The sequence below is a fragment of the Streptomyces sp. NPDC042346 genome (assembly GCF_055581845.1).
Genome location: NZ_JBVJEH010000015.1, coordinates 20,291 through 46,607, shown reverse-complemented (window position 1 = coordinate 46,607; position 26,317 = coordinate 20,291). Strand labels below are relative to the sequence as shown.

31 protein-coding genes are annotated in these 26,317 nt (G+C 72.5%); 11 read left to right on the top strand and 20 right to left on the bottom strand.

The genetic code is table 11. The features are described from left to right. The first annotated feature begins 65 nt into the window (after positions 1-65). The 4 genes from ACZ6K0_RS40510 (at position 66) to ACZ6K0_RS40495 (ending at position 5,090) form a co-directional block, all read left to right on the top strand. Positions 66-1,454, top strand: a complete 1,389-nt coding sequence (locus ACZ6K0_RS40510; protein WP_469235240.1) for a GDSL-type esterase/lipase family protein — start codon at positions 66-68, stop codon at positions 1,452-1,454. Positions 1,455-1,559: 105 nt separating this feature from the next. Then, positions 1,560-3,512 (top strand): PfkB family carbohydrate kinase, encoded by a 1,953-nt coding sequence (locus ACZ6K0_RS40505; RefSeq protein ID WP_469235242.1) that lies wholly within the window; start codon positions 1,560-1,562, stop codon positions 3,510-3,512. Then, positions 3,509-4,486: an NAD-dependent epimerase/dehydratase family protein gene (locus ACZ6K0_RS40500; protein WP_469235244.1), complete on the top strand. Its 978-nt coding sequence runs from the start codon at positions 3,509-3,511 to the stop codon at positions 4,484-4,486. Before ACZ6K0_RS40505 ends, ACZ6K0_RS40500 begins: the two co-directional genes overlap by 4 nt. Continuing rightward, entirely contained in the window at positions 4,473-5,090 is a 618-nt protein-coding gene (locus tag ACZ6K0_RS40495; protein WP_469235246.1) for a D-glycero-alpha-D-manno-heptose-1,7-bisphosphate 7-phosphatase, read from the top strand. The genes ACZ6K0_RS40500 and ACZ6K0_RS40495 overlap by 14 nt, the downstream gene beginning before the upstream one ends. Positions 5,091-5,266: 176 nt before the next feature. On the opposite strand, the gene ACZ6K0_RS40490 is transcribed toward ACZ6K0_RS40495, so the two are convergent. Both ACZ6K0_RS40490 and ACZ6K0_RS40485 read right to left on the bottom strand, forming a co-directional pair. Continuing rightward, the gene (locus ACZ6K0_RS40490; RefSeq protein WP_469235248.1) at positions 5,267-5,860 is read right to left on the bottom strand and encodes a hypothetical protein; all 594 of its coding nucleotides are present in this window, start codon (positions 5,858-5,860) and stop codon (positions 5,267-5,269) included. A 182-nt stretch (positions 5,861-6,042) separates the two neighbouring features. Beyond that, positions 6,043-6,348, bottom strand: a complete 306-nt coding sequence (locus tag ACZ6K0_RS40485; protein ID WP_469235250.1) for a DUF6087 family protein — start codon at positions 6,346-6,348, stop codon at positions 6,043-6,045. 216 nt (positions 6,349-6,564) lie between these two features. Between ACZ6K0_RS40485 and hemC the strand changes: the two genes are divergently transcribed. After that, positions 6,565-7,506: a hydroxymethylbilane synthase gene (gene hemC / locus ACZ6K0_RS40480; protein WP_469235252.1), complete on the top strand. Its 942-nt coding sequence runs from the start codon at positions 6,565-6,567 to the stop codon at positions 7,504-7,506. A 26-nt stretch (positions 7,507-7,532) separates the two neighbouring features. Here hemC and ACZ6K0_RS40475 read toward each other — a convergent pair whose 3' ends face one another. Beyond that, on the bottom strand, positions 7,533-7,790 hold the full coding sequence (locus tag ACZ6K0_RS40475) for a hypothetical protein (RefSeq protein WP_469235254.1): 258 nt from the start codon (positions 7,788-7,790) through the stop codon (positions 7,533-7,535). Between the two features lie 210 nt (positions 7,791-8,000). Here ACZ6K0_RS40475 and ACZ6K0_RS40470 point away from each other — a divergent pair, with 210 nt between their 5' ends. The 5 genes from ACZ6K0_RS40470 to ACZ6K0_RS40450 all read left to right on the top strand — a co-directional run bounded on the left by ACZ6K0_RS40470 (position 8,001) and on the right by ACZ6K0_RS40450 (position 12,962). Next, positions 8,001-8,312, top strand: coding sequence for a WhiB family transcriptional regulator (locus ACZ6K0_RS40470; RefSeq protein ID WP_469235257.1), 312 nt, complete (start codon positions 8,001-8,003; stop codon positions 8,310-8,312). Positions 8,313-8,672: 360 nt separating this feature from the next. Further along, the gene (locus ACZ6K0_RS40465; protein ID WP_469235259.1) at positions 8,673-10,298 is read left to right on the top strand and encodes a hypothetical protein; all 1,626 of its coding nucleotides are present in this window, start codon (positions 8,673-8,675) and stop codon (positions 10,296-10,298) included. A 177-nt stretch (positions 10,299-10,475) separates the two neighbouring features. Then, positions 10,476-11,321 carry a GNAT family N-acetyltransferase gene (locus ACZ6K0_RS40460; protein ID WP_469235261.1) on the top strand — a complete coding sequence of 282 codons (846 nt, stop codon included), beginning with the start codon at positions 10,476-10,478 and terminating at the stop codon, positions 11,319-11,321. Between the two features lie 426 nt (positions 11,322-11,747). Further along, positions 11,748-12,389, top strand: coding sequence for a hypothetical protein (locus ACZ6K0_RS40455; RefSeq protein WP_469235263.1), 642 nt, complete (start codon positions 11,748-11,750; stop codon positions 12,387-12,389). 192 nt (positions 12,390-12,581) lie between these two features. Next, on the top strand, positions 12,582-12,962 hold the full coding sequence (locus ACZ6K0_RS40450; RefSeq protein ID WP_469235265.1) for a hypothetical protein: 381 nt from the start codon (positions 12,582-12,584) through the stop codon (positions 12,960-12,962). Positions 12,963-13,015: 53 nt separating this feature from the next. On the opposite strand, the gene ACZ6K0_RS40445 is transcribed toward ACZ6K0_RS40450, so the two are convergent. The 16 genes from ACZ6K0_RS40445 to ACZ6K0_RS40370 form a co-directional block, all read right to left on the bottom strand. Continuing rightward, the gene (locus ACZ6K0_RS40445; RefSeq protein WP_469235267.1) at positions 13,016-13,396 is read right to left on the bottom strand and encodes a hypothetical protein; all 381 of its coding nucleotides are present in this window, start codon (positions 13,394-13,396) and stop codon (positions 13,016-13,018) included. A 164-nt stretch (positions 13,397-13,560) separates the two neighbouring features. Then, complete coding sequence (locus ACZ6K0_RS40440; RefSeq protein ID WP_469235269.1) at positions 13,561-13,890, bottom strand: DUF6354 family protein; 330 nt, start codon at positions 13,888-13,890, stop codon at positions 13,561-13,563. Positions 13,891-14,058: 168 nt separating this feature from the next. Continuing rightward, positions 14,059-15,882, bottom strand: a complete 1,824-nt coding sequence (locus ACZ6K0_RS40435; protein ID WP_469235271.1) for a DNA cytosine methyltransferase — start codon at positions 15,880-15,882, stop codon at positions 14,059-14,061. Between the two features lie 111 nt (positions 15,883-15,993). Continuing rightward, the gene (locus ACZ6K0_RS40430; RefSeq protein ID WP_469235273.1) at positions 15,994-16,374 is read right to left on the bottom strand and encodes a hypothetical protein; all 381 of its coding nucleotides are present in this window, start codon (positions 16,372-16,374) and stop codon (positions 15,994-15,996) included. Positions 16,375-16,521: 147 nt separating this feature from the next. After that, a complete protein-coding gene (locus tag ACZ6K0_RS40425) occupies positions 16,522-17,172 on the bottom strand; it encodes a hypothetical protein (protein WP_469235275.1) in 651 nt (216 codons plus the stop codon). A gap of 73 nt (positions 17,173-17,245) precedes the next feature. Then, positions 17,246-17,836 carry a hypothetical protein gene (locus tag ACZ6K0_RS40420; protein ID WP_469235276.1) on the bottom strand — a complete coding sequence of 197 codons (591 nt, stop codon included), beginning with the start codon at positions 17,834-17,836 and terminating at the stop codon, positions 17,246-17,248. Positions 17,837-17,881: 45 nt separating this feature from the next. After that, positions 17,882-18,250 (bottom strand): hypothetical protein, encoded by a 369-nt coding sequence (locus tag ACZ6K0_RS40415; RefSeq protein ID WP_469235278.1) that lies wholly within the window; start codon positions 18,248-18,250, stop codon positions 17,882-17,884. A gap of 63 nt (positions 18,251-18,313) precedes the next feature. After that, positions 18,314-18,652, bottom strand: a complete 339-nt coding sequence (locus tag ACZ6K0_RS40410) for a hypothetical protein (RefSeq protein ID WP_469235280.1) — start codon at positions 18,650-18,652, stop codon at positions 18,314-18,316. Positions 18,653-19,012: 360 nt separating this feature from the next. Next, positions 19,013-19,501 carry a hypothetical protein gene (locus tag ACZ6K0_RS40405; protein ID WP_469235282.1) on the bottom strand — a complete coding sequence of 163 codons (489 nt, stop codon included), beginning with the start codon at positions 19,499-19,501 and terminating at the stop codon, positions 19,013-19,015. A gap of 117 nt (positions 19,502-19,618) precedes the next feature. After that, positions 19,619-20,506, bottom strand: a complete 888-nt coding sequence (locus ACZ6K0_RS40400; protein ID WP_469235284.1) for a hypothetical protein — start codon at positions 20,504-20,506, stop codon at positions 19,619-19,621. Between the two features lie 86 nt (positions 20,507-20,592). Next, positions 20,593-22,665 (bottom strand): type I restriction-modification system subunit M, encoded by a 2,073-nt coding sequence (locus tag ACZ6K0_RS40395; RefSeq protein ID WP_469235286.1) that lies wholly within the window; start codon positions 22,663-22,665, stop codon positions 20,593-20,595. A gap of 118 nt (positions 22,666-22,783) precedes the next feature. Then, positions 22,784-23,350, bottom strand: a complete 567-nt coding sequence (locus ACZ6K0_RS40390) for a hypothetical protein (RefSeq protein ID WP_388010918.1) — start codon at positions 23,348-23,350, stop codon at positions 22,784-22,786. A gap of 100 nt (positions 23,351-23,450) precedes the next feature. Then, entirely contained in the window at positions 23,451-23,627 is a 177-nt protein-coding gene (locus ACZ6K0_RS40385) for a hypothetical protein (protein ID WP_469235288.1), read from the bottom strand. 85 nt (positions 23,628-23,712) lie between these two features. Beyond that, positions 23,713-23,883: a hypothetical protein gene (locus ACZ6K0_RS40380; protein ID WP_400807055.1), complete on the bottom strand. Its 171-nt coding sequence runs from the start codon at positions 23,881-23,883 to the stop codon at positions 23,713-23,715. A 68-nt stretch (positions 23,884-23,951) separates the two neighbouring features. After that, entirely contained in the window at positions 23,952-24,383 is a 432-nt protein-coding gene (locus ACZ6K0_RS40375) for a hypothetical protein (protein ID WP_469235291.1), read from the bottom strand. A 100-nt stretch (positions 24,384-24,483) separates the two neighbouring features. Continuing rightward, a complete protein-coding gene (locus ACZ6K0_RS40370; protein WP_469235292.1) occupies positions 24,484-24,951 on the bottom strand; it encodes a DUF4262 domain-containing protein in 468 nt (155 codons plus the stop codon). A 275-nt stretch (positions 24,952-25,226) separates the two neighbouring features. Here ACZ6K0_RS40370 and ACZ6K0_RS40365 point away from each other — a divergent pair, with 275 nt between their 5' ends. Continuing rightward, the gene (locus ACZ6K0_RS40365) at positions 25,227-25,457 is read left to right on the top strand and encodes a hypothetical protein (protein WP_469235294.1); all 231 of its coding nucleotides are present in this window, start codon (positions 25,227-25,229) and stop codon (positions 25,455-25,457) included. A gap of 443 nt (positions 25,458-25,900) precedes the next feature. Here ACZ6K0_RS40365 and ACZ6K0_RS40360 read toward each other — a convergent pair whose 3' ends face one another. Continuing rightward, positions 25,901-26,233 carry a hypothetical protein gene (locus ACZ6K0_RS40360; protein WP_469235295.1) on the bottom strand — a complete coding sequence of 111 codons (333 nt, stop codon included), beginning with the start codon at positions 26,231-26,233 and terminating at the stop codon, positions 25,901-25,903. Positions 26,234-26,317: the final 84 nt, after the last annotated feature.

Here is a 26,317-nt window from a genome sequence, read left to right as displayed (position 1 = left end):
CTCACAGCCGGTACGTTGAGCCCGGCCCTGGCCATCATCCGCAGCAAGCGAAGGACCATCCCGCGATGACCAGCACGACCTCCCCCGCCCCCAGCACCGCCGAGCGGCTGCGCGCCGAGCACGGCCCGGCGCTCACCCTCGGCGACGACTGCGACCTTCCCGACGACCTCAAGGTCGAGATCGACCACGGCGCCCACCTGACGATCGGCGACCGGGTCTCCATCCGGCGCGGATCCACCATCCAGGTCCACCGCGGCGCCACCGTCGCCATCGGCCACGACGTCGCCATAGGAGAGCACACCTTCATCTCCGCCATGACCGGCATCCGCATCGGCGACGGCGCGGCCCTGTCCAACATGGTCGACCTGCACGACCACAACCACCGCGACCGCACCGCCGCGAACGTGCCCACCGGGCAGCTCCTGCCGTGGGCGTCCGGGTTCGAGGCCGCCCCGATCGTCATCGAGGCCGGAGCGATCCTCTCCAACAAGGTCACCGTTACCGCCGGGGTGCGCATCGGGGCCAACGCTCTGGTCGGCGCGAACGCGGTCGTCTCCCACAGCATCGCCCCCGACACCGTCGCCGCCGGCGTCCCGGCCACCCCCCGGCGCACCTTCGACGGCGCCCCCGCGCCGCGCGGGGACCGGCGCACCCTGACCGTCGGCTTCTTCGGGACCTCGATCATGGAGCACCTGGAGGCGGTCAACGCGCAGATGACCGACCAGGCGAACCTGCCCGAGGTCGGCTCCAAGGTCACCGTCGAGGCATGGCACCAGCGCGGCTGGGTCCACCGCCTCGTCCTGTCCCTGCGCGCCGCCCGGCCGCACCTCGGCTTCGACGTCCGCAACTTGGGCGAGGGCGGCGCCACCAGCCGCGACATCGCCGCCATCGTGGAGGCCGACCGGGCCACCACCGGTACCGACTACGACCTGGCGTTCCTCGGCTGCGGGATCAACGACGTGTGGCGCCGCTTCCAGGGTCGGCTGTCGGAGGCGGTCGACCTCGACGAGTACACCCGCCACGTCAACGCGATGCTGGAGCAGCTCGGCGGCTATACCCGCACGATCGTCGTCGTGAGCGAGACGCCGTTCGGGCCCGTCGAGGACCCGGGCACCGTCGTCGCGATGAACACCGAGCTTGCCCGGTACAACGAGGCGGCCCGCGCGGCGGCCGCCGCGCACGGCGCGCTGTTCCTGGACGTGTGGGCCCCCTTCACCGCTGCCGCCCGCCACCTCGCGCCCGCCGACGGCGATGACCGGGGCGGCCTGTGGAGCGACGGGGTGCACCTGACCGAGCTCGGCGACACCGTCCTGCTCCAGCAGGCCGAACGCCTCCTCGCCGAGCACCGGATCGTCGACAAGCTCCTCGACTACCCGCTCCTGGAGCGCGACGCGGCCCTCGCCGCGTACGGCCCGCTGTTCACCCGCTACCGGCCCGCCGCGGCCGGTTCCTGAACCGCCGGGGCGTCCGGCGCTGGTCGGCCACCGCCGGGCGCCCCGGCACCGCCCTGCCTCTCCCGCCCCTCTCCCGCCCGTCTTCTCCTTCGAAGGAGCCGCCCTGTGACCCCGTCGGGCCGCGCACACATACAGGCGCTCACCACCGCACTGCCCCGGCTCGACACCGGCCGCCTGGGGTCCTGGGGCCGCGAACTCGCCGACCGGCTGCCCGCCGGGGCCCGGCTGCTGGTCGCGGGCAACGGCGGCAGCGCGGCCGAGGCCCAGCACCTCACCTCCGAACTCGTCGGCCGCTACCGTGCCGAGCGCGCACCGCTGTCCGCGATCGCGCTGCACGCCGACTCCTCCTCGGTCACCGCCATCACCAACGACTACGGACCCGAGCAGGTCTTCGCCCGCCAGGTCCGCGCCCACGGCCGCCCCGGTGACGTCCTGCTGCTGCTCTCCACCTCCGGCACCAGCCCCAACGTCCTCGCCGCCGCCCAGGCCGGCCGCGAGATGGGCCTCACCGTCTGGGCCCTGACCGGACCGGCCCCCAACCCGCTCGCCGCCGCGGCCGACCAGGCCGTGTGCGTGGACGCCGACCAGGTCGCCACCGTCCAGGAATGCCACCTCGTCGCCGTCCACCTCCTGTGCGCGGCCCTCGACGCCCACCTCACCCAACCCGCCGCCGCACAACCGGAAGGCGGGCGGCGGCTCGTCGTGGTCGGCGACGCGCTGCTGGACCGCGACATCACCGGCACCGCCGACCGGCTCTCCCCCGAAGCCCCCGTACCTGTCGTCGCCGACGCCCGCTCCACCGACCGGCCGGGCGGCGCCGCACTGGCCGCCCTCCTCGCCGCCCGCGAGCCGGGCTGGCACGTCACCCTGGTGTGCGGTCTGGGCCAGGACGGTCCGGGCGTACGAGTCGGCACCCTGCTGGAGGAGGCAGGCGTCGAGGTCATCAACCTCGCCGCCAGCGGCACCACCCCGGTCAAGACCCGCGTCCGGGTAGCCGACCGCACCCTGCTGCGCTTCGACGCCCCCACCGCCCCGCTGCCGCTCGGCCCCCTCCCCGACCCGGTCCACCGACGGCTGGACGAGGCCGCGGCGGTGCTCGTCTGCGACTACGGGCGTGGCATCACCTCCCACGACGAGCTCCGCCAGGCCCTGACCGACGCGGCCGCCGGCCGCCCGCTGGTGTGGGACCCGCACCCCAAGGGCACCCCGCCGGTGCCGGGGACGGCCCTGGCCGTCCCGAACGCAGACGAGGCCCTACTGTTCACCGCGGACACCGGGCCCCGGGGCCTCGCGGGCGACACCGAGCGGGCCGCCCGACTGCTGGCCGCCTGGTCCGTCACTCAGGTCGCCGTCACCCGGGGCCCGCACGGCGCGGTCCTGGTCACCGACCCCGAAGGCCACCCCCAGGTCGTCCCGGCCCGCCCGGCCGCCGGGGACACCTGCGGCGCCGGCGACCAACTCGCCGTCACCGCCGCCCTCCTCCTCGGCACCCGCCGCCTGCCCTCCCACGCCCTGGCCCAAGCGGTCGACGCCGCCACCGCCTACGTCCACGCAGGCGGCCCCGCCTCCCTGACCACCCCGTCGGCCACCGGACGCCCGGGCCCGTTGGACCTGGCCACGCGCGTACGGGCACGCGGCGGGAAGGTCGTCGGCGCGGGCGGCGTCTTCGACCTCCTGCACGCCGGCCACCTCTCCCTCCTGGAACAGGCAAGCCGCCTGGGAGACGCCCTGATCGTGTGCATCAACGCCGACACCTCCGTCCAACGCCTCAAGGGCGACGACCGCCCGGTCGTCGGCGAGCAGGAACGAGCCGCCTTGATCGACGCCCTGGACTGCGTGGACGGTGTCCTCGTCTTCGCCGAGGACACCCCCGAGAAGATCCTGGCCGAGCTGCGCCCCGACATCTGGGTCAAGGGCGGCGACTACGCGGGCCGACGCGTCCCCGAGGCCGGCCTCGTGGAGAGCTGGGGCGGCACCGTCGTCACCGTGCCTTACCTGGACGGCAACTCCACCACCGCCCGCATCGACCGGCTCATCCAGCAGGCAGGAGCCCGATGACCCCCCGATCCCACGTCCTGGTCACCGGCGCGGCCGGCTTCATCGGCCGCCACACCGTCGCCGCACTCCACCACGCCGGACACCAGGTCACCGCCGTCGACCTGCGCCCCGCTCCCACCCACCTCACCGGCACCGCCCGCTGGCTGCGCGGCGACTTCGCCGACCCCGCCCTCCTCGCCGAGATCGCCGCCGGCCGCTACCGCACGGTCGTCCACCAGGCCGGCATCAGCGACACCCGCGCCCCGGCCGGCACCGAGCTGGACGAGACGAACACCACCGGGCCGCTGCGCCTGGCCGACGCCAGCCGCACCGGCCGGGCCCGCCTGATCTACGCCTCCTCCCACGCTGTCTACGGCACCCTCCACCGCCACGACCCGATCGCCGAGGACGCGGACACCGACATCACCCGCTGCTCCGGGCCCCTCAACCCGTACGCGGCATCGAAGCTCGCCCTCGACCGGCAGATGCGCACCCTCCACGCCACCGGCCTCCAGTGGGCGGGGCTGCGCTACACCAACGTCTTCGGCCCCGACGAGACCGACAAGGGCCCGATGGCCTCGATCCTCACCCAGCTCCTGCGCCAAGCCGCCCGCACCGGGCAGATCCGCGTCTTCGGCGACTCTCTGACCGCCGCCCGCGACTACATCCCCGTCGAGAGCGTCACCGCCACCATCGTCCGCCTCGCCGAGCAGCGGGACCTTCCGTCCGCGGTCTACAACCTCGGCGCCGGCACCGCCGTCTCCTTCGCCGACATCGCCCAGTGGTGCGCCCGCCTCCACCACCGGGCGACCGGCCGGCCGCTCATCGTGGAACTCGTGCCGAACCCGGTCGCCGCCGCCTACCAGTACTTCACCTGTGCGGACATGACCGCACTCGACAAGGTCCTACCCGAGCGGCCGACCACCTCGACGGCCTCCGTCGAAGCCCGTGCCGCCGAGCTGTTCGAGACCTTCCGCGGCCGTGCGACCGGCTGAACCGCTGGTCCCCGCCCCGCGCGCCGACGCCGACCGGCCGCTGCGGCGCGCGGTGTTCCTCGACCGCGACGGCACCCTCACCGAGCCCCGCCACTACCCCACCCACCCCGACGACTTGGTCCTCCAACCAGGCATCGGCGCACCACTGCGCTCCCTCCAGCGCGAGGGCTTCGCCCTGATCGTCGTGACCAACCAGAGCGCACTGGCCCGAGGACTGCTCGACGAAGACGGTCTGGCCGCCATGCACGACCGGCTCCGCGCGCTCCTCGACCACCACGGGGTGCACCTCGACGGGATCTACGCCTGCCCCCACCACCCCGAAGGCACGGTGGCCCGCTACCGCAGCACCTGCCAGTGCCGCAAGCCCGAACCCGGCATGCTCCACCAGGCCGCCCACGACTTCGGGATCGACCTCACCCGCTCGTGGACCATCGGCGACTCGCCCTGCGACATCGGAGCCGGCCGCCGGGCCGGGACCCGCACCGCGCTCGTCACCGACCAGCCACTGCACCACGACACTCCGGACGTTCACCGTGCGACGACGCCAGAAGCCCTCTCCCAGGTGCTGCGCCACCACCTCGCCACGCAGCGGAGCCGGTCGTAGCGAGGGATCCGAGACCCGGCCCGCTCGCTCGCGCTGGAGTACGACGGCGCAGGCACACTGGGACAGATCCGTTACCAACGAACACAGGCCCGAGAAGCTGCCCGCACCCGCCCGCGCGTGCCAGCACCTGCCGGTGACCGCGAAACCGCTCTTGGCCGGGCCTAGTGTTCTCGCGCCTACGCGTACTCGGAAAGGTCAACCACCTGGGCAACCTCGGCCCAGGGCCCGGCTGTCAGCAGTTCCAGACCAGCAGCGGTCAGTTCCGCGGTAGACGTGTTCGCGCCCGATGAGACGAGGCCGGCGCAGAGCAGCTCCGGTACGGCCCTCGCGTCGAGGGGATCCGCACCCAACCGTCCGGTGTCGTGCCATCCGTCGCGGCGCCGGACGATCCGGCCCTCACGCACCGCAGCGAGTAACGCCCGGTCCCGCTCGTCAACCGGGCGCACAGACACAGCGCGTACGGCGACGTTGCGACACCCTGGCGCATCGAGCTGTTCGGCCGCGATGCCTCCGGCCCGCAGCAACTGGCGGATCTGATCGTGGTAAAGCCCCTCACTGACCTCGTCGCCTTCGTGATGGACATAGCTGATCCGCCAGCTGTCGGGCCGCTCGTCGGGGACGACGGCGAAGCCGGAGCGCCGATGGACCACGGCTCCGGCGGCGTCACGTCCGGGCTCCTGGCAGGGCGTCAGGCCAGCTGCAGCAAGGACCGTCAAAACCCTGCTCTTCGCCGGGCGGCTGCGGATCATGATGGCGACTTCATCCGGCACTTCGACTCCCGGCTCGGCAGCGCGCGGCCTGGGCGCGCATGTACGAGGTGCCCGCCGATCCATTGGCAGGGCTGCCTTCGACTCTAAGGACTGCCAGCTGCCGACCCGGGGCAGTCATGCCGAGGATGCACCCGATCGAGTGACGGAGGCCCTGTCCTGCTCTGCTGTTGGGATGCCGTCCCTCAGGTGGAGATCTTGCGGTGCCGGCCGGTCCCCGGCCCCAACGGGTTGAATCCGGGCACCGGCACCGCGACGGCCGCGTCCAGCGTGGAGACGGCCCGGCAAGCGGCGGCGTAGTCGTCGGTCATGGAGACGGGCTGCCAGCTGTGTCCGTCCCACTCCTCGACGATCCGGGGAGCCTGTGGATCGACGTGCGCGCCCCGGGCCGGGCCGGCGTGCAGGCTGACGAGGCGGCGCTCGCCGATCGGCCGACGCTTCGCCTCCCGGCGCGCGTACCAGGCGCTCAAGGGCTCCTCGTCGTCTGGCATCCCTGCTCCCAACGTCGCTCACTTCAGCCGGACCGCGCCCCGGACCTTACCCAAGGCCCACCGCCGTCGGCCATCGAGCACCAGTTCCACGGCGGCTCAGCAGACGCCAACACCGTGTCCGGCGGGGCATGTTGTCCCCGACGCGCTGTCGGAAAGCACCACCGGCCCGGACGGGTACCGTGAAGCTCACATCTCGTCAGATCCCCGGGAGCCGGTGTGCCCATCCTTGTCGGTTCGCGGGGCAGCGACCTCGCCCGCACCCAGGTCCGCCAGTACCTGGACCTGCTCGCCCCGCTCTGCCCCGGCGTCGAGTTCAGACGCCGGGTGATCACGGAGGCGGGCGACCGCGACCGCGTCTCACTCCTCGCCGACGTCGCCGGGCGCAGCACGGGAGGCGCGTTCTCCAGCCGCCTGGAGGCGGCCCTGGCCGCCGGCGAGATCGACGTCGCGGTCCACTCCCTGAAGGACCTGCCGACCAGCATGCCGCCCGGCCTGGTGCTGCTCGCCCCGCCGGGGAGGGAGGCGGTGGAGGACGCCTTGTGCGGCTCGACACTGGCCGAGCTGCCCGACGGCGCCCGGGTCGGCACCGGAGCCCCCCGCCGGGCCGCACTGCTGCGGGCGGTGCGACCCGACCTGGAACTGGTGCCGATCCGGGGCAACGTCCCCGGACGGCTGGCGGCACTCAAGGGCCGCAGCCGGGTGCACGCCGTCGTCCTCGCGGTCGCGGGCCTGCGGCGGCTTGGCCTGGAGGAGCACATCGCCGAGGTGCTGCCGCTGGACCGGTTCCCCGCCTCGCCCGGCCAGGGCGCTCTGGGCATCCAGATCCGCAGCGGCCAGCAGGAGTTGCGGACGCTGCTGGAACGGGCGGCCGACCATACGGTCCACGCGGCGGTGCGGGCCGAGCGGAGCATGCTCGCCGAACTCCACGGCGGGTGCAGCGTCCCGGTGGGCGCCTACGTGAGCCAGGAGCCGGGAGGCCGCTTGCGCCTCACCGGGCAGGTCGTGTCCCTGGACGGAGCCGTCCGGCTCACCGCCGCCTCCACCGGCCGTGCCGACGACCCGGAGAAACTCGGCGCAGCGGTCGCACAGGACCTCCTCGACCAGGGGGCGCAGGACATCCTCGCGGCGATCCGCCCTGCAGTCGCCGGCGCACGGTAGGCCACCGAGAGGACGGGCAGACGCGGTCAGCCGGTGTCGGACGCGGAGTCCGCGTGCTCGGTTGCGGCCTGCCGCCGCGGCATCGTGGTGACGAACACCGCGAGGGCCGCGAGCACGATCAGGACGACCAGCACGGTCGACACAGTGCCGTGCGGGCGAATCACCCACGCGGCGACCAGGGCGACGGCCGCGCTGGGCAGCCCGAAGACGAACGCCCAACGCCTCCACCGCGCGGACTGCGAAGGCCCGTGAGCGGAGGATGAGTTCAGGGGCGGGTTGGGCACGAGCTTGTCTCCTGTCGGACGGGCGGCAACACCCCGAACCTAGAGCGCGGGGCGGCCGCTGCGGAATCACTCGAAAGCGTGACATCGGCAGAGCGACAGTAGCGGTCCTACTCTCCTTCTCCGTAGGTTCCGCGGATGGTGCATCGCCTACGCTGGTCGGTCGCCGAGGGCGAACCGGGTAGGGGCGGGAAGAGGAAGAGGGGCACAGTCGTGGGGGAGACGGATATCGACTGGGGGCGGGCCGCCTGCCGGGGGGTGGATCCGGACGAGCTGTTCGTCGACGGTGCCGCGCAGAACAGGGCCAAGAGCGTGTGCGTCGGATGCCCCATCCGCACCGAATGCCTGGCGGACGCGCTCGACCGGCGGGTCGAGTTCGGCATCTGGGGCGGCATGACCGAGAGGGAGCGTCGCGCACTGCTCAAGCGCCGGCCGACGGTGGTCTCGTGGCGGCGCCTGCTGGAGGCCGCCCGGGCCGAACACGCGCAGCGCGGCGGCGCAGAGCCGCTGACGCTCGCCGGCTGACGCCGTTCCCCGCAGCGCGCCTCCGCGCCCGGACGCACGCCCGGTGGCGCTGCGCCGGCCGGGAGCCGGAGGAGGGCACCTTCCAACCCGGGACGGGCGGAAACAGCTGCTTGTTCGCTCGTTCGGGGGACGGCCTTGCGCCGCCCGGCGGGGATTGGCGAGGATGGGTGGACAGGCCGCGCCCACGGTGCGCGGGCCCGCCGGTCATCCCCACCGTTGACCGTCCCCGGGTGAACTGAGCAAACGCTCGAACCGGCACGATGAGCATGATCGACATGATGACGGCGTCCTGACCTGTTGGCTTGGCGTCGCACCGAGGTGGGGCGGTGCGCCACGCGAAGCCTGGTTCAAGGAGCCCCCATGTCCACCAGCACCCGGCCCTCCGCCGACAAGCAGCGGCGCGCCCAGCGCACCCAGCCGACCCGGCTCGCACGCCTCCTGGATGCCGAGACGCAGATCGGCTACCAAAAGGCCGTCCAGGAAGTCGCCGGCGCCAGCCAGGCCGGCCGGCTCCCGGGCCGCCTCGACCACTACGGCCTCGACCTGGCCCTGCGGATCCTGATGCAGCAGGACTACGCGATGTGGAGCCCGCTCGCCGCCGGACACCTGTGGCCGGACGTCTACCAGCCGCTGACGCAGGCACTGCCCGGCACGCGGGCCAAGCTCGCCCTGGCCGCCCTGGAGCGGGCGCACCTCGCCGGCGCGCACGAAGCGGCCCAGGAGGGCGACTTCCACCCAGGCGACGTCCTCGACGCCTACGACGAGGACGACCTCGAGGACACGCAGGCGGACAGCGCCGACGCCCACGACGACGGCCCGGAGCCGGACGCCGAGGAACTCGGGATCGCCCCGGGCCCTCAGAAGGACGCCGAGATCGCCGCACGGTGGTGGCTGGACCGGCTCGCCGAGGACGGCGTGCTGCCCCGCTACCGGATGCCGCACCCCTACCCCGGCCGTACCGAAGTGCCCCTCGACGCCGCGCTGGACACCCTGCGGGCCACCGCGGACGTGGAAGGCTACGAGGACGAGTTGCTCCGCATCGTGGCCGCCGAGTCCCGCGACGTCGACGCCTACGCCCACCTCGGCAGCCTGGCCCTCCAGCGCCACGACGGGGAGTTCGGCGACCTCATCTCCTACGTCGGCCCCACCGCCGCCGACCGCCGCCGCCACCTGAAGGAGGCACTGGCCTGGTACGAGGCCGCCGTCGCCGTCGGCGAGGCGTCCCTCCCGACGATCTTCCACGGCCGGCTGCCCTGGTCCCAGACGGACAACCGGCCGTTCCTCCGCGCCGTCCACGGCCTGGCCCTGACCCTGTGGCGCCTGGGCCGCTTCAACTCCGCCGAACTCGTCCTGGTCAGCCTGCTCTACCTCAACCCCACCGACAACCAAGGCGCGCGCGAGCTGCTGGCCGACGTCCGCGCCCACCGCCGCTGGCACCCCGGCATCACCGAGACCGACGACCAGCGCATCCGCAACGACGTCCTGGTCGTCGCCCGCCGACCGGTCCACACCCGCCCCGACAGCCTGCGCACCCTGATCACCGGCGCCAAGCCGCCCACGCCCGACGCCCTCGCGGGCATCGTCCGCCGCGCCGCCGCCCAGGCCCTGGGTGCCACCTGGGACGGCCGGTCCTCCCACGTCGTCGTCGGCCACCCGCGTACCGGCATCAAGGTGACGATCGTGGCCCGGCACCAGCGCGGCCACAGCCTGACCCCGGACGAGTACTGGTGGGACGCGCACAACGCCGGCAGCGAGATGGACGGCCCCGTCCTGTTCACCCTGGTCACCGACCGCGGCTACATCGCCGTCGCCCAACTCCTGCGCGCCGACCACCTGGCCGCCTACCGCGCTGCTGATCTCCCCCGGCGCGAGCGCACCGCCTTCACCACCACGTTCATCCACGGCGACACCCGGTACGGCACCGACCTGGCCTCGCTGGTCGACCACGCACTCGACGTCCTCCCGGCACAGCCCGTCCGGAAGTGACCACCCCGGCCCGGCCTGGTGCGACACACCGGGCCGGGCAGGCCACAACCGTCGAACCCGGGCAGCCGATCACGCCGAACGAAGGGAGAGCGCCGTACTGCACGACCGGCCACCCCAGCTCCCGCATGTGCGGTGATCTGGCCACGTGCGCCCGTCCGGCACTGCCATCCTGGACTGATGGAGTCCGTTGAATCCGCTCTCACCCGCCTCTGGCCGGCCGTCCTTCGCGCCGAACGCGTCGTCCTGCGCCCGGTCACGGCCCAGGACGCGCCGGCCGTGCGGTCCCTGTTGACCGACACCCGGGTTCGCACCTTCCTGGGCGGCCCGGCCAGCGAGGCGCGCGTCGAGACCCGGCAACGCGATTACCCGGCCACACCCGGCATGTGGGCGGTCGCCCCCGCCGCTGGAGGTGAGGCGGTCGGCCTGGTCAGCATCACCGCCGACAGCCGCAGCGCGCACAGGGCCGAGATCTCCTACCAACTGCTGCCCTCAGCCTGGGGCCAGGGCCTGGGGCGCGAGGCCGTGCGCGCTGCCGTCGACTGGTGGACCGCGGCGGTGCCCGACGGCGGCCCGCTCATCGCGGTCACTCAGGAGCGCAACACCGCTTCAAGGCGCCTGCTGGAGTCGCTGGGCATGACCGTGCTCGACACGCTCCTCGAGTTCGGTGAACGGCAGTGCCTCTACACCCCGGGCGGTGAGGACACCGCGCTGCGCTGGGCCCGGGTGCTGGACGCACGCCGTGAGGACGTCGAACGCCGACGGGGAGCCGAAGCGCGGGCGACCGCCGTCGGCCGCACGTTGCCGGAAGACCTGTCCGTCCTGACCTTTGATCAGATGGCCCGGCGCTGTCCTGCCCGGCATGGCGCCCACGGGCGCATCTGCGCGCACGAGAAGGACCACATCCCCGACCTCCACCTCGGCAGAGCCGCGGACGGGGGCTGGATCGCCTGGCTGGACCGTGCCGAGCCGGAGCCCCCGGCCGGGCACGCGGTGTCGGTAGATCGGGGTACCACTCGGTCATGACCGACGAACTGGGCACCGCGGGCATTCACCGTGCCGGGCTGTGCACACCTGCAAGGGAGGAGGTGTAGTCCCGGACGTGGCTTCCTCGCGCCCGATGCCCAGGCCGGACCCGGGGGAGACGGCAGGCTGTCTCGTCGGACCTGCGCAGCGTGGGTGACCGCCGGCTGGTGCGGTACGTCCCCTGCCCAGCTGCCGGGGGCCCTCGGTCGGTGTCAGTGCCCGCGTGCATAGTTGTCCCTGGCTGACCGTGGCCTGGAGAAGAGAGCGAGCAGGTCGATGACCATCCCGAGGCGTTCCCGTGAGCGAGCGGCCGCAGTGGTGGACCCGGGGCTTCCCGCGTCGGTCGCTTCGACCATTCACCGCCTCGCCCGTCAGCATCCCGAAGTGCTCCGAAACCCGGAGGGGCCGCTGCCCAGGTGGGCCGGTATGGATCTTGCTGAGCTGGCTCGCGGAGCCAGGATTCAAGCGATCGTCGTTGCCGCCATGGTCGTCGTGGTTCCGCTCGTGGTGTGGATGCAGCGCGAGGTGCAGCGGGAACTCGACGGCACCGTGCCGCCCGACATCATGGTGATCATCATGGTGGTGATTATCGGCGCTGCGCTGGCTATCAACTTGCTGCGGGAGTGGAACGGGGCACGCACACCCGGCGGGCGGAAGACCGTCGCCCGGGAACTGGCCGAGGCCCGGGGCCGGTACCTGCTGCGCGGCACCGATCTGACCGACGAAGCCTGGGCGGCCGTCGTGCGGGCGCAGCAGGCGATGAACTTGGTGCTGGCCTCGACGTGGCTGGTGTCACCGGTGGGGACAGTGGACAGGGACGCCTTCGCTCAGGCGATCTGGACGATGGCCCGGACAATGGCGAAGGACCGGAGCGCGGCGGTCGGAGAGACCTTCGCCGCCGCGATCGAGGTGTACGGCCAGCTGATCGACGAGGCCAACAAGATCAACCTGGCCGAGCTTGAGGCCCGCACCCGCCCGCCGGCCGGAACCCGGTCCCCGGCCCTGGCCAAGGCCGTGGAGCGGGCCGACAACGCAGGTTCCCACGCACTGGCGCTGTCCCGGCTCTGACCCCCACCGGCTTGATCGCTCCGGACCGCCGTCCGGCACGCCGAGGCGAGCGCCTCTCCCCGCTTGCATGCGCGCGTCCTCCCGTCGCCAGCACCGACCTCGCCCGTCCCGGCCGGTCGGGCCCCGCGGGCGGGGTCGCGCGAGTTTCCTGAACCTCCCCGGTGAGGGTCTTCCGCAGTGCACGATGTGATCGTGACGAACGGTGACGTGAAAACCCCCGAGGTGCCGCTCAGCAGAGATGCCGCGATGGCTGCCCTCGACGAGGCTGCTCAGTGGTGGGGCTGCGAGGTGCCGGACGATCCCGGGACCAGCGAACTCACCGCTCTCCTTGACGAGCTGGTCGAGCGCCTGCGCGCCGACCGGAGAGACGAGCGGCTACGCAGAGCCGCAGTGGACCTGGCGGGGGTCGCCGAAGCGCTGGGGGCCGCATCCCGGCTCGGCGGCCTGCTGCCCGTCATCTCGCTGTGGCACCTGCGTACTGCCGTGGAGAAGGAAGCGCAGGCCCGCCGCCGCCTCGGGCGGGCAGCCACTCCCCAGCCGGACGGACAGCCGGTGTCCGCGGCGGCGTCCTGAGCGCCGACGGCCCGGTGCACTCCGTCGGCGCCCAGACCGGCGTGCTCCCTGCGTCAGTCCTCATCGCCGACGTCGGCAGGCAGAGCCTGCCGGTGATCGTCGCTCCAGGACACCCTGTTCCACCAGCTCGTGTGCAGCGGGATTCCGCGTCGCGCGTGCCCCGGCGCCTTGTCGCACTGCACCCAGATCTCGGTCTCCGCATCGACGTTGTAGAACATCGCCGAGCACACGCCGTCCATGTGCTCAGGGGTGGGGCCGTAGAGCCCGAGCTGCCCGAGCATGCCGTCGGCGAGCCTCTCCGCTACACCGTCGTCAAGCTGCGTGGAGGCCATGATCAGCTCCACGAGCCGCGCGTACGTCCCTGGGGGTGTGATCGTCGACAGGGCGGTCTTCAACGGGATCATCAAGTCCTCCAACACCGGATCGAGTGGCACCTTCACTCCTCGGTCCCGGCAGGGCCCTTGATCGGCAATAAAATTCAGCAGCACCTGAGTGATGTGCGTCACGTGGGCCGGGCGGGCTGCCGAGACTGTTGGCGCCGGACTTCCGGGGAACCGTCGATCGGGCGTTGTCAGGCTCGGTCGGACCCGGGGCGGGGCTACCGTTCGGCCGCGCGGACGACGCGGAGAGCCGCTCGTGCGTAGTCGGCCGGGGCGGCATCGGGCCGGTGGACCTCGGCCATGGCGGCCAGCAGCGCCAGGTACTGCGGGTCGGCATCGGCCGCGTCCTCGACCAACTCGAACGCGGCGGAGCGCAGTCGGGTGAGGCTCGCATGGGTCTTCTTGCCTGCCGACCCGCCGAGGTCGTGCTCCACCAGGAGGTCGGCGCGGGTATCCCCGACCGTGAGGACGCGTAGCCGCCGGTCGCGGGACCTCATGTCGGGGGCGAGGTCTCGGTAGAGCTGGCCTTTCGTGACGCTGGTAGCCATGAGTCTTCTCTCTGCTTTCGGGACTGCTGCCCTCCGGGCAGCACCATAGGGTCTTGGGCGTACGTGGGACCTTGCGGGGCGGCCTGAGTCCGCGCCCGCTGGCCTGCACCAGTCGGCTTGGGGCGCCTGCGGTCGCAGTGCTGATACTCCCGCTGGTCCTCGCGGTGCTCAGCGGCGGACGGGGCGCCGGGTGCGGGACGGCGTGGCGGCGGACGCCGGCCGGGTGGCCGTGGTGCGGGCGGTCCGGGTCGCCGCCCGGCCGGTGCGGGTCACGGTGGCGTACCTCTTCGACGCCCTGATCTGCGAGACCTTGTCTCGCTCGTCGGCGGCCTGGACGACGGGGAGGCGGCCGGGCTCGCGGAGGGCGTAGAGGGCGCGCACGTAGGCGCGGGTCCGGGCCTCCCAGGCGCGGCCCAGGATGTGGCCGATCCAGGCGGCGGCGACCATGGGGCTGACAGTGTCGGCGATGAGCTGGGTCTTGTTGCGGATGCCTTCGCCGCGGCCGACATGGGTCCAGGGGAAGTCGGCGCGGAAGCCGACGGCTCGGCCCAGGTCGGCGTGGCTGTGGGTGAGGCCGTCGGCCTCGCGCTTCCACCCGTACGCGGTGCCGGTCACCGTCGTGCCCGGCTCGTCGGCGTTGAACGTGCCGCCGCCCTTGGGGCGGCCGGTCAGCGGATTGATCCCGCGCACGCCCCGGGTGTTGACCTTGTGCCCCTTCTCCCAGCCCATGCACGCGGCCCAGGTGGTCCTCGGCATCGGCTTGCTGGGCCGGTAGCTGGTGAAGGGGCGGGTGTAGCGCATGCACACCATGAAGGTGCGGTTCTTCTTCGAGGCGGCCCCGTAGTCGGCGGCTTCGACCAGGCTGAACTCCGCGTACTCCCAGCCGGCTCCGTAGAACTCCGAGGCGATCGCCTCGACGACGTACTCGGCGGCCTTCGACTTCAGGAGGTTCGAGGACTGCTCCATGGCCACCCAGCGGATGTTGTTGTACTTGGCCTGCAGCGCCAGCGGCCAGATGACGGCTTCGGCCATGAGGCCCGTGCGCGCGTCCTTCAGCGCCGCCAGCGGGGCGCGGACCTCGTCCCAGGTGGCTCCGCTGGGCGGGGCGTAGCCCTCCATGCCGTCCCCGGCGTCGTCGACCATGATGAACCCGGCCGCAGCCCCGGCCTGGCTGATCACTTCCTCGACCAGTCCCATGGCTTCCTCCGCGAGCCCGGCCAGCTTCCCGCCGGGCGAAAGCGTCTGGCACGGCGGGGAGAGGATCACCGCGACCACGTAGCGCAGCGCCGGGCTCGCCGGGTCCAGGTCGGTGACCGAGGCGCAGATCCGTCGGAACCCGGCGGCCTGCGCGGTGGCGCACGCGGCTTCGGAGAGGTCGACCCCGACCATGTCGACGGGCTCGCCGAGCACGTGGACGATGCCCTCGCACCAACCACCCGGCCCGGCAAACAAGTTGACCACCCGGATGGGCGCTCCCGGCTTCGGCGCGTAGAGCCATTCCACCGGCCACGGTCCGGCGAGCTTCGCGCGCTCCTGGTCGCTCAGCGACGCGATGTAGGCATCGCGTTCCGCGTCGTCGAGGAGGTCGACGTCGTCCACCGGCAGGCCGAGAGACCTGCTCACCTTCGCCACCGTCACCCGGGCCGCCTCAAGGACCCAGTACGCCATGTGGGCCCGGGCCCAGATGTCGTGGCTCTCCTCCTCCAGCCCCCCGCGGTACTCCCAGCCCTCGTCCTCCACCGACTCGGGCAGCCGCCACCGGCGCGCCTGGCTGATGGCGTCGTACGCCGCGGTGATCTCGTCGGAGTGCGCGTCGGCCAGGGCCAACAGAGCCGCGCGCCTCGCAGCGGCGCGCTCGTGCAGCCGCTCCGCCTCCGCGAGGGGACACGGCGGGGCCACCGCCGCCCCGCCCTCGTTGTCCATGGCCGCCGGGCCGCCGGGGTCGCTGATCGTGTCGGTCGCCCGCCGGGCGCCGGGGGAGGGGAAGTTCATTGTTGCCTCTGTGCTTTCGGCCGGCCCGGGGCGCGGGCGGCGGGAACGGCCCCGGTTCCGGGGCGGCCGGACCGGGACCCGACCGTCAAAACAATAAGTGAACTCGTAGAGTTAAGAAACCGAGTTCGGATGGTTGTGACCCGCGGCTTCGCCTCGCAGCATCCGCTCGACCTCCTGCTCTCCGAACTCTTCGACCAGTGCGGCCACCGGGGCTTCCAGGCCGCCGTTGCAGATCGCACTCGCCTGTTCGTCGGCGTCGTCGTGCACGGCGTCGAAGGCGTCGAGGTCACTCAGCTCGGGACGGGCCCCGTTGTTGTAGGCGCCCGACGCGCCGCGGTGCACCATCTCGTACACGAGCTCGTCGACGTCCGTGTCTGTCAGTCCCAGCTCGCGGGCCAGGCGGACCAGTGCCGCGGTGCCCTGCGCGTCCTGGCCCGGGTGGGGCGGCGTGCCGGGCCCGGAGTGGTCGGTGTGTCGGCGCGAGGTGGTCATGTGGTCCTCCGAGAGCGAGGTGCTCCGCCGGTATCGGCGAGGCGGGGAACTGGAAAGGAATGGGTGTGTTCGACGGCGCAGCCGGGGCCGCCGGGGTGGCTCCGGCCGGCCGGACGGGCAGATGCCGGTCCGGCCGACCGGGGCCCACTACGGCCGGGACCGTTCGGCGTGGTTGTGCTTCCCGTCGGTCCAGGCGAGCTTGTGGACGGGGTACCCGATCGTCCCGCCGACCCAGGAGCCGGCCGGGCCGGGATGGGGCCGCTCGCCGGCGAGCCAGGCGTACAGGTCCCCTGCCAGGTCCCAGAGCCTGCCGAACCGGTCCTCGGCGAACCACTGGGAGTTCCCGCCGCAGCCGAAGCTGTCGCGGTACTCCCATACACACACCAGGCGCAGCCCGGTGGCCGCGCCCAGGACGGCGAAGACGACGTTCACCTCCTCCTCGGTGTACCCGTCGCGGAACCGGCCCTCCAGCCCGCCGTCGGCGACGACCGGGGCCAGCGCCGCGTCGGCGTACGGTGCCGGAGCCGGGCGGCCGTCCAATGCCGACAGCCCGGCCGCCCCTGCGGCAGCCGCGGAGCTGGACGGCTGTGGTGATCCGGCCGGATCTGTCGCTACGCCCAGATCGGCGAGCCGCCTCCGCAGCGTGGTGAGCTGTTCGGTGAGCTGCCGGGTGAGCAGCTGCTGGCCGTCGGCGGAGGGGAGGCCGGTGGCCATGGCCTCCTCGTAGGACGAGGCGAGGGTGTTGCTCAGGTTGTCGGCCGCGCGGTGGGCCTGCCACAGGTCGGTGGGGTCGGTCATCGGGATCACTTTCAGGGGTGCGGGGGCGCCGGCGGTCTTGCGGCCCCGGCGGATGGCGGATGGGGTGGATGGCTCAGTTGGCGTCGGATTCTCCGGCGATGCTGAGGTCGAACCCGAGGGCGTGGAGGCGCTCCTTGATGGTTTCGACGATGTCGCCGCCCTCCAGGTCGGGGTCGGTCATCGCGTCCAGGACGGTGTCCATCCCGACCCGCGGGTCGGGCTCCAGAGCGCTGACGGCGGGGCGGCCGAACTCACCCGCGAGGACGGCCATGACCGTGCCGAGCATCTGGACGAGTTCCCCGACGTGTCGGTCGGCTGCCTCGTCGTGGGTGTCGTAGTCGTTGCCCAGCAGCGCGCCCTCCGGCCCGACGAACGGGGCGATCTCGGCCCGCTGGCGGGCCAGCAGCGAGGCGTGCGCCGTGATCAGGCCGTGGACAACGCCGCGGGACGACCCTCCGGACGCGACCGGGGCCTCGTCCAGACCGTGGCTGTGGCACATCGCCGCGCACTGGAGCCAGCCGGTGAGCTCCTGGACGCGCTCGCTGCGCACGCGGTCCCACTGATCGAAGGGCTGCGCGGAGACGGCGGCGAGCTCGGCAAGGGCTGCGGCGACGGTGGCGGAGTCGGCGTCACCGGGGAGGGCGGTCAGGGCGGTGGCGGTCATCGGATTCCTCGGGGTGGGCGTCGCGCGGTCGGCGCGGACGACGGTTCAGTTGGCGGGTTCGCCGGGGAAGGGGAAGCGGCCGTACGGGTCCAGGAGGACCTCGCCGCGCTCCAGGAAGGCCCGGAAGTCGTGGTGGTGGGTGACGAGTCCGCCGAGCCCCTGGCCGCGGACGGCGTCGGTGCCGACGGCGTAGTGGGGGCGGACGATGATCTCGCCGACGACCAGCTGGTGGCTGCGTCGGCTGCCGTATCGCAGAGGGTGGGCGTCGCCGGTGCCCGGGATGCGGCTGGCACCGACGAAGGTGACCAATCCGGGCCCGGAGTCCTGGATGTACATCCAGGACGGGACGTGGCGGGCGCGGGGGTCGAGCGCGAGGCCGGCCAGGGCGGCATCGGAGGGGCGGTGCTCGTTCATCAGGGCAGTTCCTTGAGGGCAGGTCCGTGCCGGCGCCGCCAGCGCGGCGCCGGCACGGGCGGGCTACTGGTCGGCGCCGGTCACGTGCAGTCCCGAGACGCTGGGCAGCCGCGACAGGATCGTGTAGAACTCCGCCGGCCGGTATCCGGCCTTGCGCTCCTTCTTGCCGAGCCGGAGCTCCAGGTGCACCTCCACGTCGTCGATGTCGTGATCCCGGGTGGCGATGTATCCGGTGTCCAGGCACGAGAACGTCACCGACTCGACACTCGTCATCAGTTCGCCGAGGGCGACCCGGTCGCCCCTACGGGGCAGCGGCAGGTCGCCGGTCTCCCAGGTGAAGCTCGCCTCGTAGTCGACCTCGCCGTCACTGATGCCCAGGCCGAAGCTGACCTCTGCACGCATGGCTGTTCTCCGTCTCCGTCGTTGTTGTGGCCACGGCGCGCTGCGCCGCACAGCCGGGTGGTCGTGCTCCTGGCGGGACTCGAACCCGCGCCGGGTAGACGAGCTGGGAAAACGCGCTTCCCTGCCGGGGGTTCGGGGGTGTCAGCCCCTCGTCGAGGTTCCCCGACCCTGGGGCTTTTGGCTGGCCAGGGCCCGGTCCCGGTGCATCCGCAACCGTCTCGTCATGACGCCGTTCCGTTTTACGGCCGCTCTTCCACTGAGTTACAGGAGCGGGGCGGGCCTGCGCCCTCCCGCAGCAGATACATTACACAGACTCAGAGCCTTAAGCAACATCTCTCGATCGGTTGACGGCTGTGGCCGTCAGCGGGGCTCGCCTGGCTGTGCCGGGCCGGCTTCCCGCCGGTCGCTCCGGGTCTCCGGCGCGTCCTGGTACGGATGCCAGGACGACGCCGCGCGGTGGGGCAGGTGGGCGGCGACGATGGTCGGCCAGTCGGTCTGGTCGTGGTCCTTCGGGGTGGTCGGGTGCGTGATCCAGTTGGTCGCCCCGGTCTCGTCGCTCAGCAGCGCCTCGACCAGGCACTCCCGGCACAGGCCGATCTCGGGAGTCCAGTCCCGGAAGGTCGTGGGCGTCTGGGGGTGCAGTACCGCGTGGCGCTGGGTGGCCTCCAGGATCAGGCGCGGCCAGTCGACGGCGCGCGCCAGCCGCTCCAGGATGGCGGCCATGGCGTCCTCGACCGCCCAGACGTCCTCGGTGGGCATGGTGGTGTAGCGGCGGGTGCGTTCGTCCCAGCGGTGGTTCCCCAGAACGTCCTGCCGGAGGGCCTTGATCACGGCGAGTCGGTTGGGCATGGGAAGTCTCCTCGGCTTCGGTGGGGTGCGGATCGGGCGGGGGTTCCGCCCTGCGGGTTCGAGGCGAACGCCGGCCCGACTGGGCCGGCGCGGGCATTGGCCCGGCCGCGGGGTGCGTCACAGGGGCCAGTACGGCGACCGGGCGGGGGTGGGATACAGCACCGGCCGGCGCTCATGCTCGGCGATTGCCCGCTCGGCGCGCCGGTGGGTGGGCTCTTCGAGGTCTCGCGGGTCGCCGAAGGCGTCACCGCAGGAGATCGTCACCTTGCCGCCGAGCCGCCAAAGCCGCGAATTAACAGCACAGCAAGCCGAGTTGATGGTGTCGATGTCGTTCAGCCACCAGTGGTAGAGGCTCGGGTCGATGCCCTGGAAGCGCAGCGCTGCGGCGGCGGCCCGGACCATGGTGCCGGTGCCGGCGCACGGTTCGAGGAGGACGGAGCCGGGCGCCAGGTGCCCGGTCAGCGTGATCTCGCCGGCGGGGTCCGAGGCGATCGACGGAGTGAAGAACTCGCCGCGCGCCTGCTTCTGGCCGTGGCCGCGCATCCGCTGGACCAGGAGGCCGAGGAGGTCTTCCGATTCGCAGCGGGCGAGGTCGGCGCAGTACTCCAGCAGTCCGGCCCGCACGAGGATGCGCGCGTAGTCGGCCAGGCCGCGGAGGTCGCTCTCGCTCGGATCGGCGAGCCAGGCGTGCAGCGGCCCGGCGGCGTCGCCGAGGACGGGGTCGGACGCCCACAGGCTGTTCCAGCTGGCCCGCAGGGCGTCGGCGAGCTCCGCGTCGTCCAGGGGGATCAGCAGCGGGCCGTAGTCCGGGCCGTCCGAGCGGCTGGGGGAGCACAGGGCGAGCCCGGCCAGCGTGCCGACGGCGATGGCCACCTCGCCCGTGCCGCCCCGGTTCTCCTGCCACCACCCGTGGGCGGCGTCGACGATGGACCGGCCGTGCTCGCGACCGTTCTCGGGGACCATGAAGCGCCGGAAGCCGGCCGGAGGAATGCCGTACAGGGTCATGTCGTACTCCAAGAAGGGGCCCGAGGCCGGGCCCGAGAGCGGGACGGTGGGACCACCCCGCTCATTCCGTATGTGAATTCGTATCGTTAAGAAATCTGGTGGGCGTCTTGAGCGGCCCAGGGTTCACGGGCCCAGAGCGCCTGGATCTCGGCCTGGACCGCCCTCAGGTCGGCGTCGATCTCCTCCAGCGGCCGGGGCGGCGTGTAGACGTAGAAGTGGCGGGTGAAGGGGATCTCGTAGCCGACCCGTGTCTTGGTGCGGTCGATCCAGGCGTCGGGGACGAACTGCAGCACCTCCCGCCGCACGTATTCCTCCGGGTCCTGGCCGAGCGGGACGTTCTCGAAGTCCCGCAGCGCCGGGTCCGGCAGCGGCCCGTCCGCCGAGCCCTGCACCTCGCCCTCCGGATCGCTCACCCCCCACGCCTCACGCAGCGCCCTGGCGAACGCGGCACCCGACGGACACGCCAGTCCGGCCGAGACGACCGCGGCGGTGAGCGCATCGAGGGCATCCGCCTCCGTCGCCCACACCGAGCCGGTCAGCGGGCGCAGCGCCTTGGTGAACGCGACCGCGTCTGCTGCCCGCTGGACCGGCTTCGCCGCCGCCAGCTGGGCGATGGACGCCTCGCTGGCCTCGAAGCGGAGCCGGAGGGGGCGTTCGACCGTGATCCGCCGGTAGCCGAAGTCCTCGTTGCGGAAGACCTTCACCTTCCCGCTCGCCGTACCGCCGGCACCGTCGGGCGCGTGAGCTGGCGGGACCGGAGGTGCTTCGGAGTACAGGCGGGTCAGCTCGGCGATGTGTTCCTCACCGAGTTCCTTGCGCTTGTCGCCCAGCGCCCTGCGCATTTTGCGCCAGTGGTCCCGGGCGTCCAGCAGGACGACACCGCCCTTGCGGTGCGCGGCCTTGCGGTTGGTCAGCACCCACACGTAGGTGGAGATGCCGGTGTTGTAGAAGAGCTGGTCGGGCAGCGCGACGATGCCCTCCAACAGGTCGTTCTCCAGGATCCACTGCCGGATGCGGGACTCCCCGGATCCGGCCTGGCCCGAGAACAGCGGCGAGCCGTTGAAGAGGATCGCGATCCGGCTGCCGCCGTTGCCCGATGCGTCGACCGGCTTCATTTTCGCGATCATGTGCTGGAGGAAGAGCAGCGCGCCGTCGTTGACCCGGGGAAGGCCGGCGCCGAACCGGCCGCGCTCGCCCAGCTCCTGGTGCTCGCGCTCGACGGCGTTCTTGGCCTTGCGCCAGTCGACGCCGAACGGCGGGTTGGCCAACAAGTAGTCGAACACCGCGCCCGCATGGCCGTCCTGCGTCAGGGAGTTGCCGAGGACGATGGCCTCGGGGGCCTGGCCTCTGACCATCATGTCGGACCGGCAGATCGCCCAGGACTCGGGGTTCAGCTCCTGCCCGAACACCTCCACCGGGCTGTCGGGGTCAAGACGCCGCAGCTGTTCCTGCGCGGCGCTGAGCATGCCGCCGGTGCCGCACGCCGGGTCCAGGACCGTCCGGGGCTCCCCCGGCGTGCCCGGCGCCTGCCCGTCGGCCGGAGCGAGAAGGTTCACCATCAGCCGGACGACCTCCGGCGGGGTGAAGTGCTCCCCGGCCGTCTCGTGGGACTGCTCGGCCCACCGCCGGATCAACTCCTCGAAGAGGTAGCCCATCTGGTGGTTCGACACGCCTCCACGCTGCTCCCCGTCCGCGTCCGGTGGCGCCGCGAGCCCGGCGGGCTCCTCGGCTGGCCGCAGATCCAGCTCGGCGAAACGCCCTGCGACATGGTGCAGCAGCCCCGCCGCGGCCAGCCGTTCCACCTGCCGGCCGAAGGCGTACTGTTCCAGCGCCTCGCGCGCCTCCGGCGAGAACTCGCGGCAGTACGCGAGCAGTTGCTCGGCGCAGTCCGAGCCAGCGTCCGCGATGGTGTGCAGCGCGAACGGACTGGTGTTGTAGAAGCCGGCCCTCGTGATCGCCCGCAACCCGCCGTCCGGCGTGCCCTCGGCCGCCGCGGCCAGGACGGCTTCCTTGGTCGGCTCCAGGACACATTCCATGCGCCGCAGCACCAGGAAGGGCAGGATCACCCGGCCGTACTCCGACTGCTTGAAGTCTCCGCGCAGGAGCTCGCTCACCGCCCAGATCCGCGACGACAACTCCGCGTGCGTGGCACTGCTCAACGGGCACCTCTCCAACAAGGACGGCACGGCCGGGCAGGGCCCGGCGCGGCCGGTAGGAACGAAGGGAATATCGGGACCGGTCCGCCGGGCGCCCCGCACCCGGCGGACCAGCACAACCTCAGCCGCACGACTGCCCGCACTTCTCGGGGTCGTGGTAGCCGTCGGCGTACTCGGTGACCTTGTCGCGTACTGCCTGCGGCACCTCGGGCCCGAGCGCCGTCACCGAGCTCCACCACCCGTGGTCGGCCCCGCTGCGGCCCGGGTCGATCGTGTGCACGACGGCCCGAGCGGGGGTGCCGTCCACGTAGACGTGCACCTCCGTGCCGTCGTCGGGGGCGCGGTCCACCACCACGTCGATCCGGCGGCCGACGGGTGGCCCGGCGACCGGCGTCCGAGTCGGATGTTCGGCTGCCCTGACCCAGGCGCCGAAGATCTCGTCGCGTCCGTGAGGCCCCAGGGACTCGAGCAGCACCGCATCGAGGACGCCCAGGTCAACCGTCGCCCACCCCGAGGGAAGGCCCTTGTCCAGGTCATCGGCGCGGCGGTTGAGGAAGTTCAGGACGGAGGACTTGGTCACCCTCGGGTCGTCGGCGGTCAGTTCCAGGCGGCGTGCCATCTCGGCGGCCGCGTCACGCAGTGCGGCGCCGCCCGTGACGGGGGACTGGTGGAGGGGGCTTGCGGGCATCGGGTCGTGCGTCATCAGAAGTCCGATCTCGGTGCGTGCCGGGGCAGCCCCGGCACGGGGAGGGGAGCCCCGGGGCGGGGCTGGCTGGGCTGCGCAGTGGTCAGGCGTCCGGCGCGGCTTCGTCCCGCCGCCAGCGGCGCGATTCGATCCGGCGGGCGATCCGTCGCTCTGCGGCCTTCGCCCGTCCCCGGGCGAAGGTGTAGTAGAAGCAGGTGCATCCTTGGCGGGCCCGGACACACCCGCCCCGGTGTCCCGGGCGGGTGGCGGGGAGCAGCATGCGCACTGGGCCTCCGTGCGGGTTGGGGTGGTGGTAGCGCGGGCGGCGGAGCGCCGGGGACCGGTGCATGGCCGGGCCGGGGGGATCACCCGCGAGCGGCGTCGGCCCGGGCGTCTTCAGCGGTGTAGCCGCAGTCGCATCCCGGGTGGCAGTACGAGCCGGCCGGGGCGAAGCAGCCCTCGCACGGCTCGTCGAGCTCCTGGGGCAGGAACGGTCGACGCCTCGTTCCGTCGACGCTGGGCTGGGGCAAGGACATGGCTACTCCCGTAGGTGACATGGGACCCGGGGGCGGGCCCGGGGCGGTGGAGGTCCGTCGCGGGCCGGTCACCGCTCGATCGGCCCCGAGACGGTGATGGTGGTCGAAGCCGTCGTGGCTCCGTCGAGGGTGGTGCTGGCCCAACGCATCGCGCTGACCTCGGTGATCGGACCGAGTTCGCCGCCGTCGGGGTCTTCCCCGGTGATCAGGAGCTTGACGTCGACATCTCCGGCGCTCTTCCGCGCGTCGGTGAGCCGGGCGATGAGGTCGCGGACCGTCAGCGTGGGCTCGGAGGGCGGCTGCGGGGCGTCCTGGTCCTCGTCGCGCCCTTCGAGCAGCACCCTGATGGGGCCGGTTCCGCGGTGGCCCTGGTCGGTCTTCACGCCGACAACAGGCCCTTCGGCACCCTCCCACTTGCCGGACAGGAACGAGTCGACCGCGACGTCGCCTACACGCTGGTGCTGCTCCTCAAGCCGGGTGAGAAGTTCCGAAATTCGCATCGCTGTGCCCCTTCATGGCGAGGAGATCGACGTGGTGATGAGCGGCGCGCTGCGCCGCGACCAATGCCTAGACCATACGTGAAATCGTAGAGTTAAGCAACTAGAGGGGGAACTGCGCCCCGTCCGAGAGCGAGCACGCCGCATCGCCGGGGAACCGGCCCTCCCGGTCCGGCCACACCGCCTGCCAGACGGGCGGGGTGCTGCTGTAGACGGTGCGGACCAAGACGAACGGCGCCATGCTCTCCGCCTGCCTCAGTCGCAGCGAATAGCCGCCTCCGGCCGCGCCCTCGACCTCCATGGCCTGAGTCGGGGGAGTCTGCTGCTCAAGGAGGCGTGCCGCCAGGGAGTTCAGTACGGAGCAGGATGCCTCGTAGGTGGGCCCGCTGATCGCCAGCTCGTAGCCCTGGCGGAGGTGCAGTCCGACCGTGTACGCGAGAGAGGGCTCGCCGGTATGGGGGTCGGCCGGGATGAAGGGAATGGCGAACCCCTCCTCGTCGATGCGGGTCAGCAGTCGCTCGAGGTAGACGATCATCTGTGTGCGGGTGTCCGCGGGGGTCGGGAGGTCCACTGGTCATCCGTTCGGGAGTGCCGGGGGTTCTCCGGGGGTGCGCCCTGGGCCGGCGGGGTGGGTTGGGATTCGGGGCCTCTGCTGGGGGGCGAGGGTCGCCGAGTTGCCATCACATTATGCCTATTCATAGAATTAAGCAAGAGTGGATGCGGTGCCCAATCCGCCTGTCCCCTTATCGGGCGGGAGGGGTCGAAGGACACTCGGCACGTTCTGCCGAAGATCCAGAACCGCTACGGTCGATCTCACACACCCCGTCAACCCGCAGGGAGCAGGACATGAATGTCCACAACGTCATCGGCGCCGGTGCCACCCTTCACGGCCTCACCATCCAGGCGGGCGGGATCGGCCCCGGCGACGACCGGCCGTCCGCCGCGCTCGACCTCCTGGACACCCCCGGTGCGCCGGCCGCGCTGACCCGCGGCGAGTACGACGCGGTGATTGCCTACCTCGGCGAGCGCACCGACTCAACCGCCCGAGCACTGCGCGACCGGCTGGCAGGCCGCTGACCCGGCTCTCGGGGAGCCGGGCGCGGCGGAGCATCGGCCCGTGCCGTCCACCTTCCGGTCGGCAGCGGCGCTGTTGAAGGCGCTCGGTGTGCCGCCTCGGGCATGCTGCCAAGGAACCGCCGGCACCGGCGGACGGCCCTGCCCGGTCGGCCGGGCGCTTGGCGGTATCGCCGGACGGCGCACCGCGCCCACTGTGTGAGGAGCGCCCGCCCAGCCGTCGCTCGCCGACGGGAGGAGCGGCGGCCCGACCGGCGCGCCACCGGGCACGGTCCGGAGCAGCGGGCGGGCGCTGCCGGTGGACGATGGGCGGCGACGCCGTCAGGGCGGACAATCTGGTGTAGGCGCAGCGCCGCGAACTGCGGGGCGATGGGGTGGCGATCCGTGCTGCGCCCCCAGTCCGCCAGCTGTGGGCACCGGTGCCCTCTCTGCAGCCCCGGGCGCGGTCAGGGGGCGGGGTGCTGCCCCTTCGCCAGCTCGGAGTGCAGGTCCGCCGGGTACAGCGAGGTCTTCAGCACCATCTCCAGCAGCAGCAGGGTGTGGGCGGCCGGCAGGCGGTCGCCGTCGAGGATGGCCAGGATCGTGGGGTGCGTCATGCCCTGCCCGGCCTGCTGCGCGAGTGCGCGGGCGCCCAGTTTGCGGTGCTCCATGGCCGCTGCGAGAGCCAGTGCCACGGCCTGCCCGAGGCGGGCGCCCGGAGGCGCGTCGGGAGCGAGGGGCCCCTCCGGCCAGACGCCGCCGGGCGCGAGGTGCGCCCGGGGGACCACTGCCCATGGCATCGACTCGCACCCCGCTGTGATCTTCGGACTCAACTGACCTGCCCCATTCTCCCGTGCTCCGGCGCGCAGACCGTGCCGATCTTG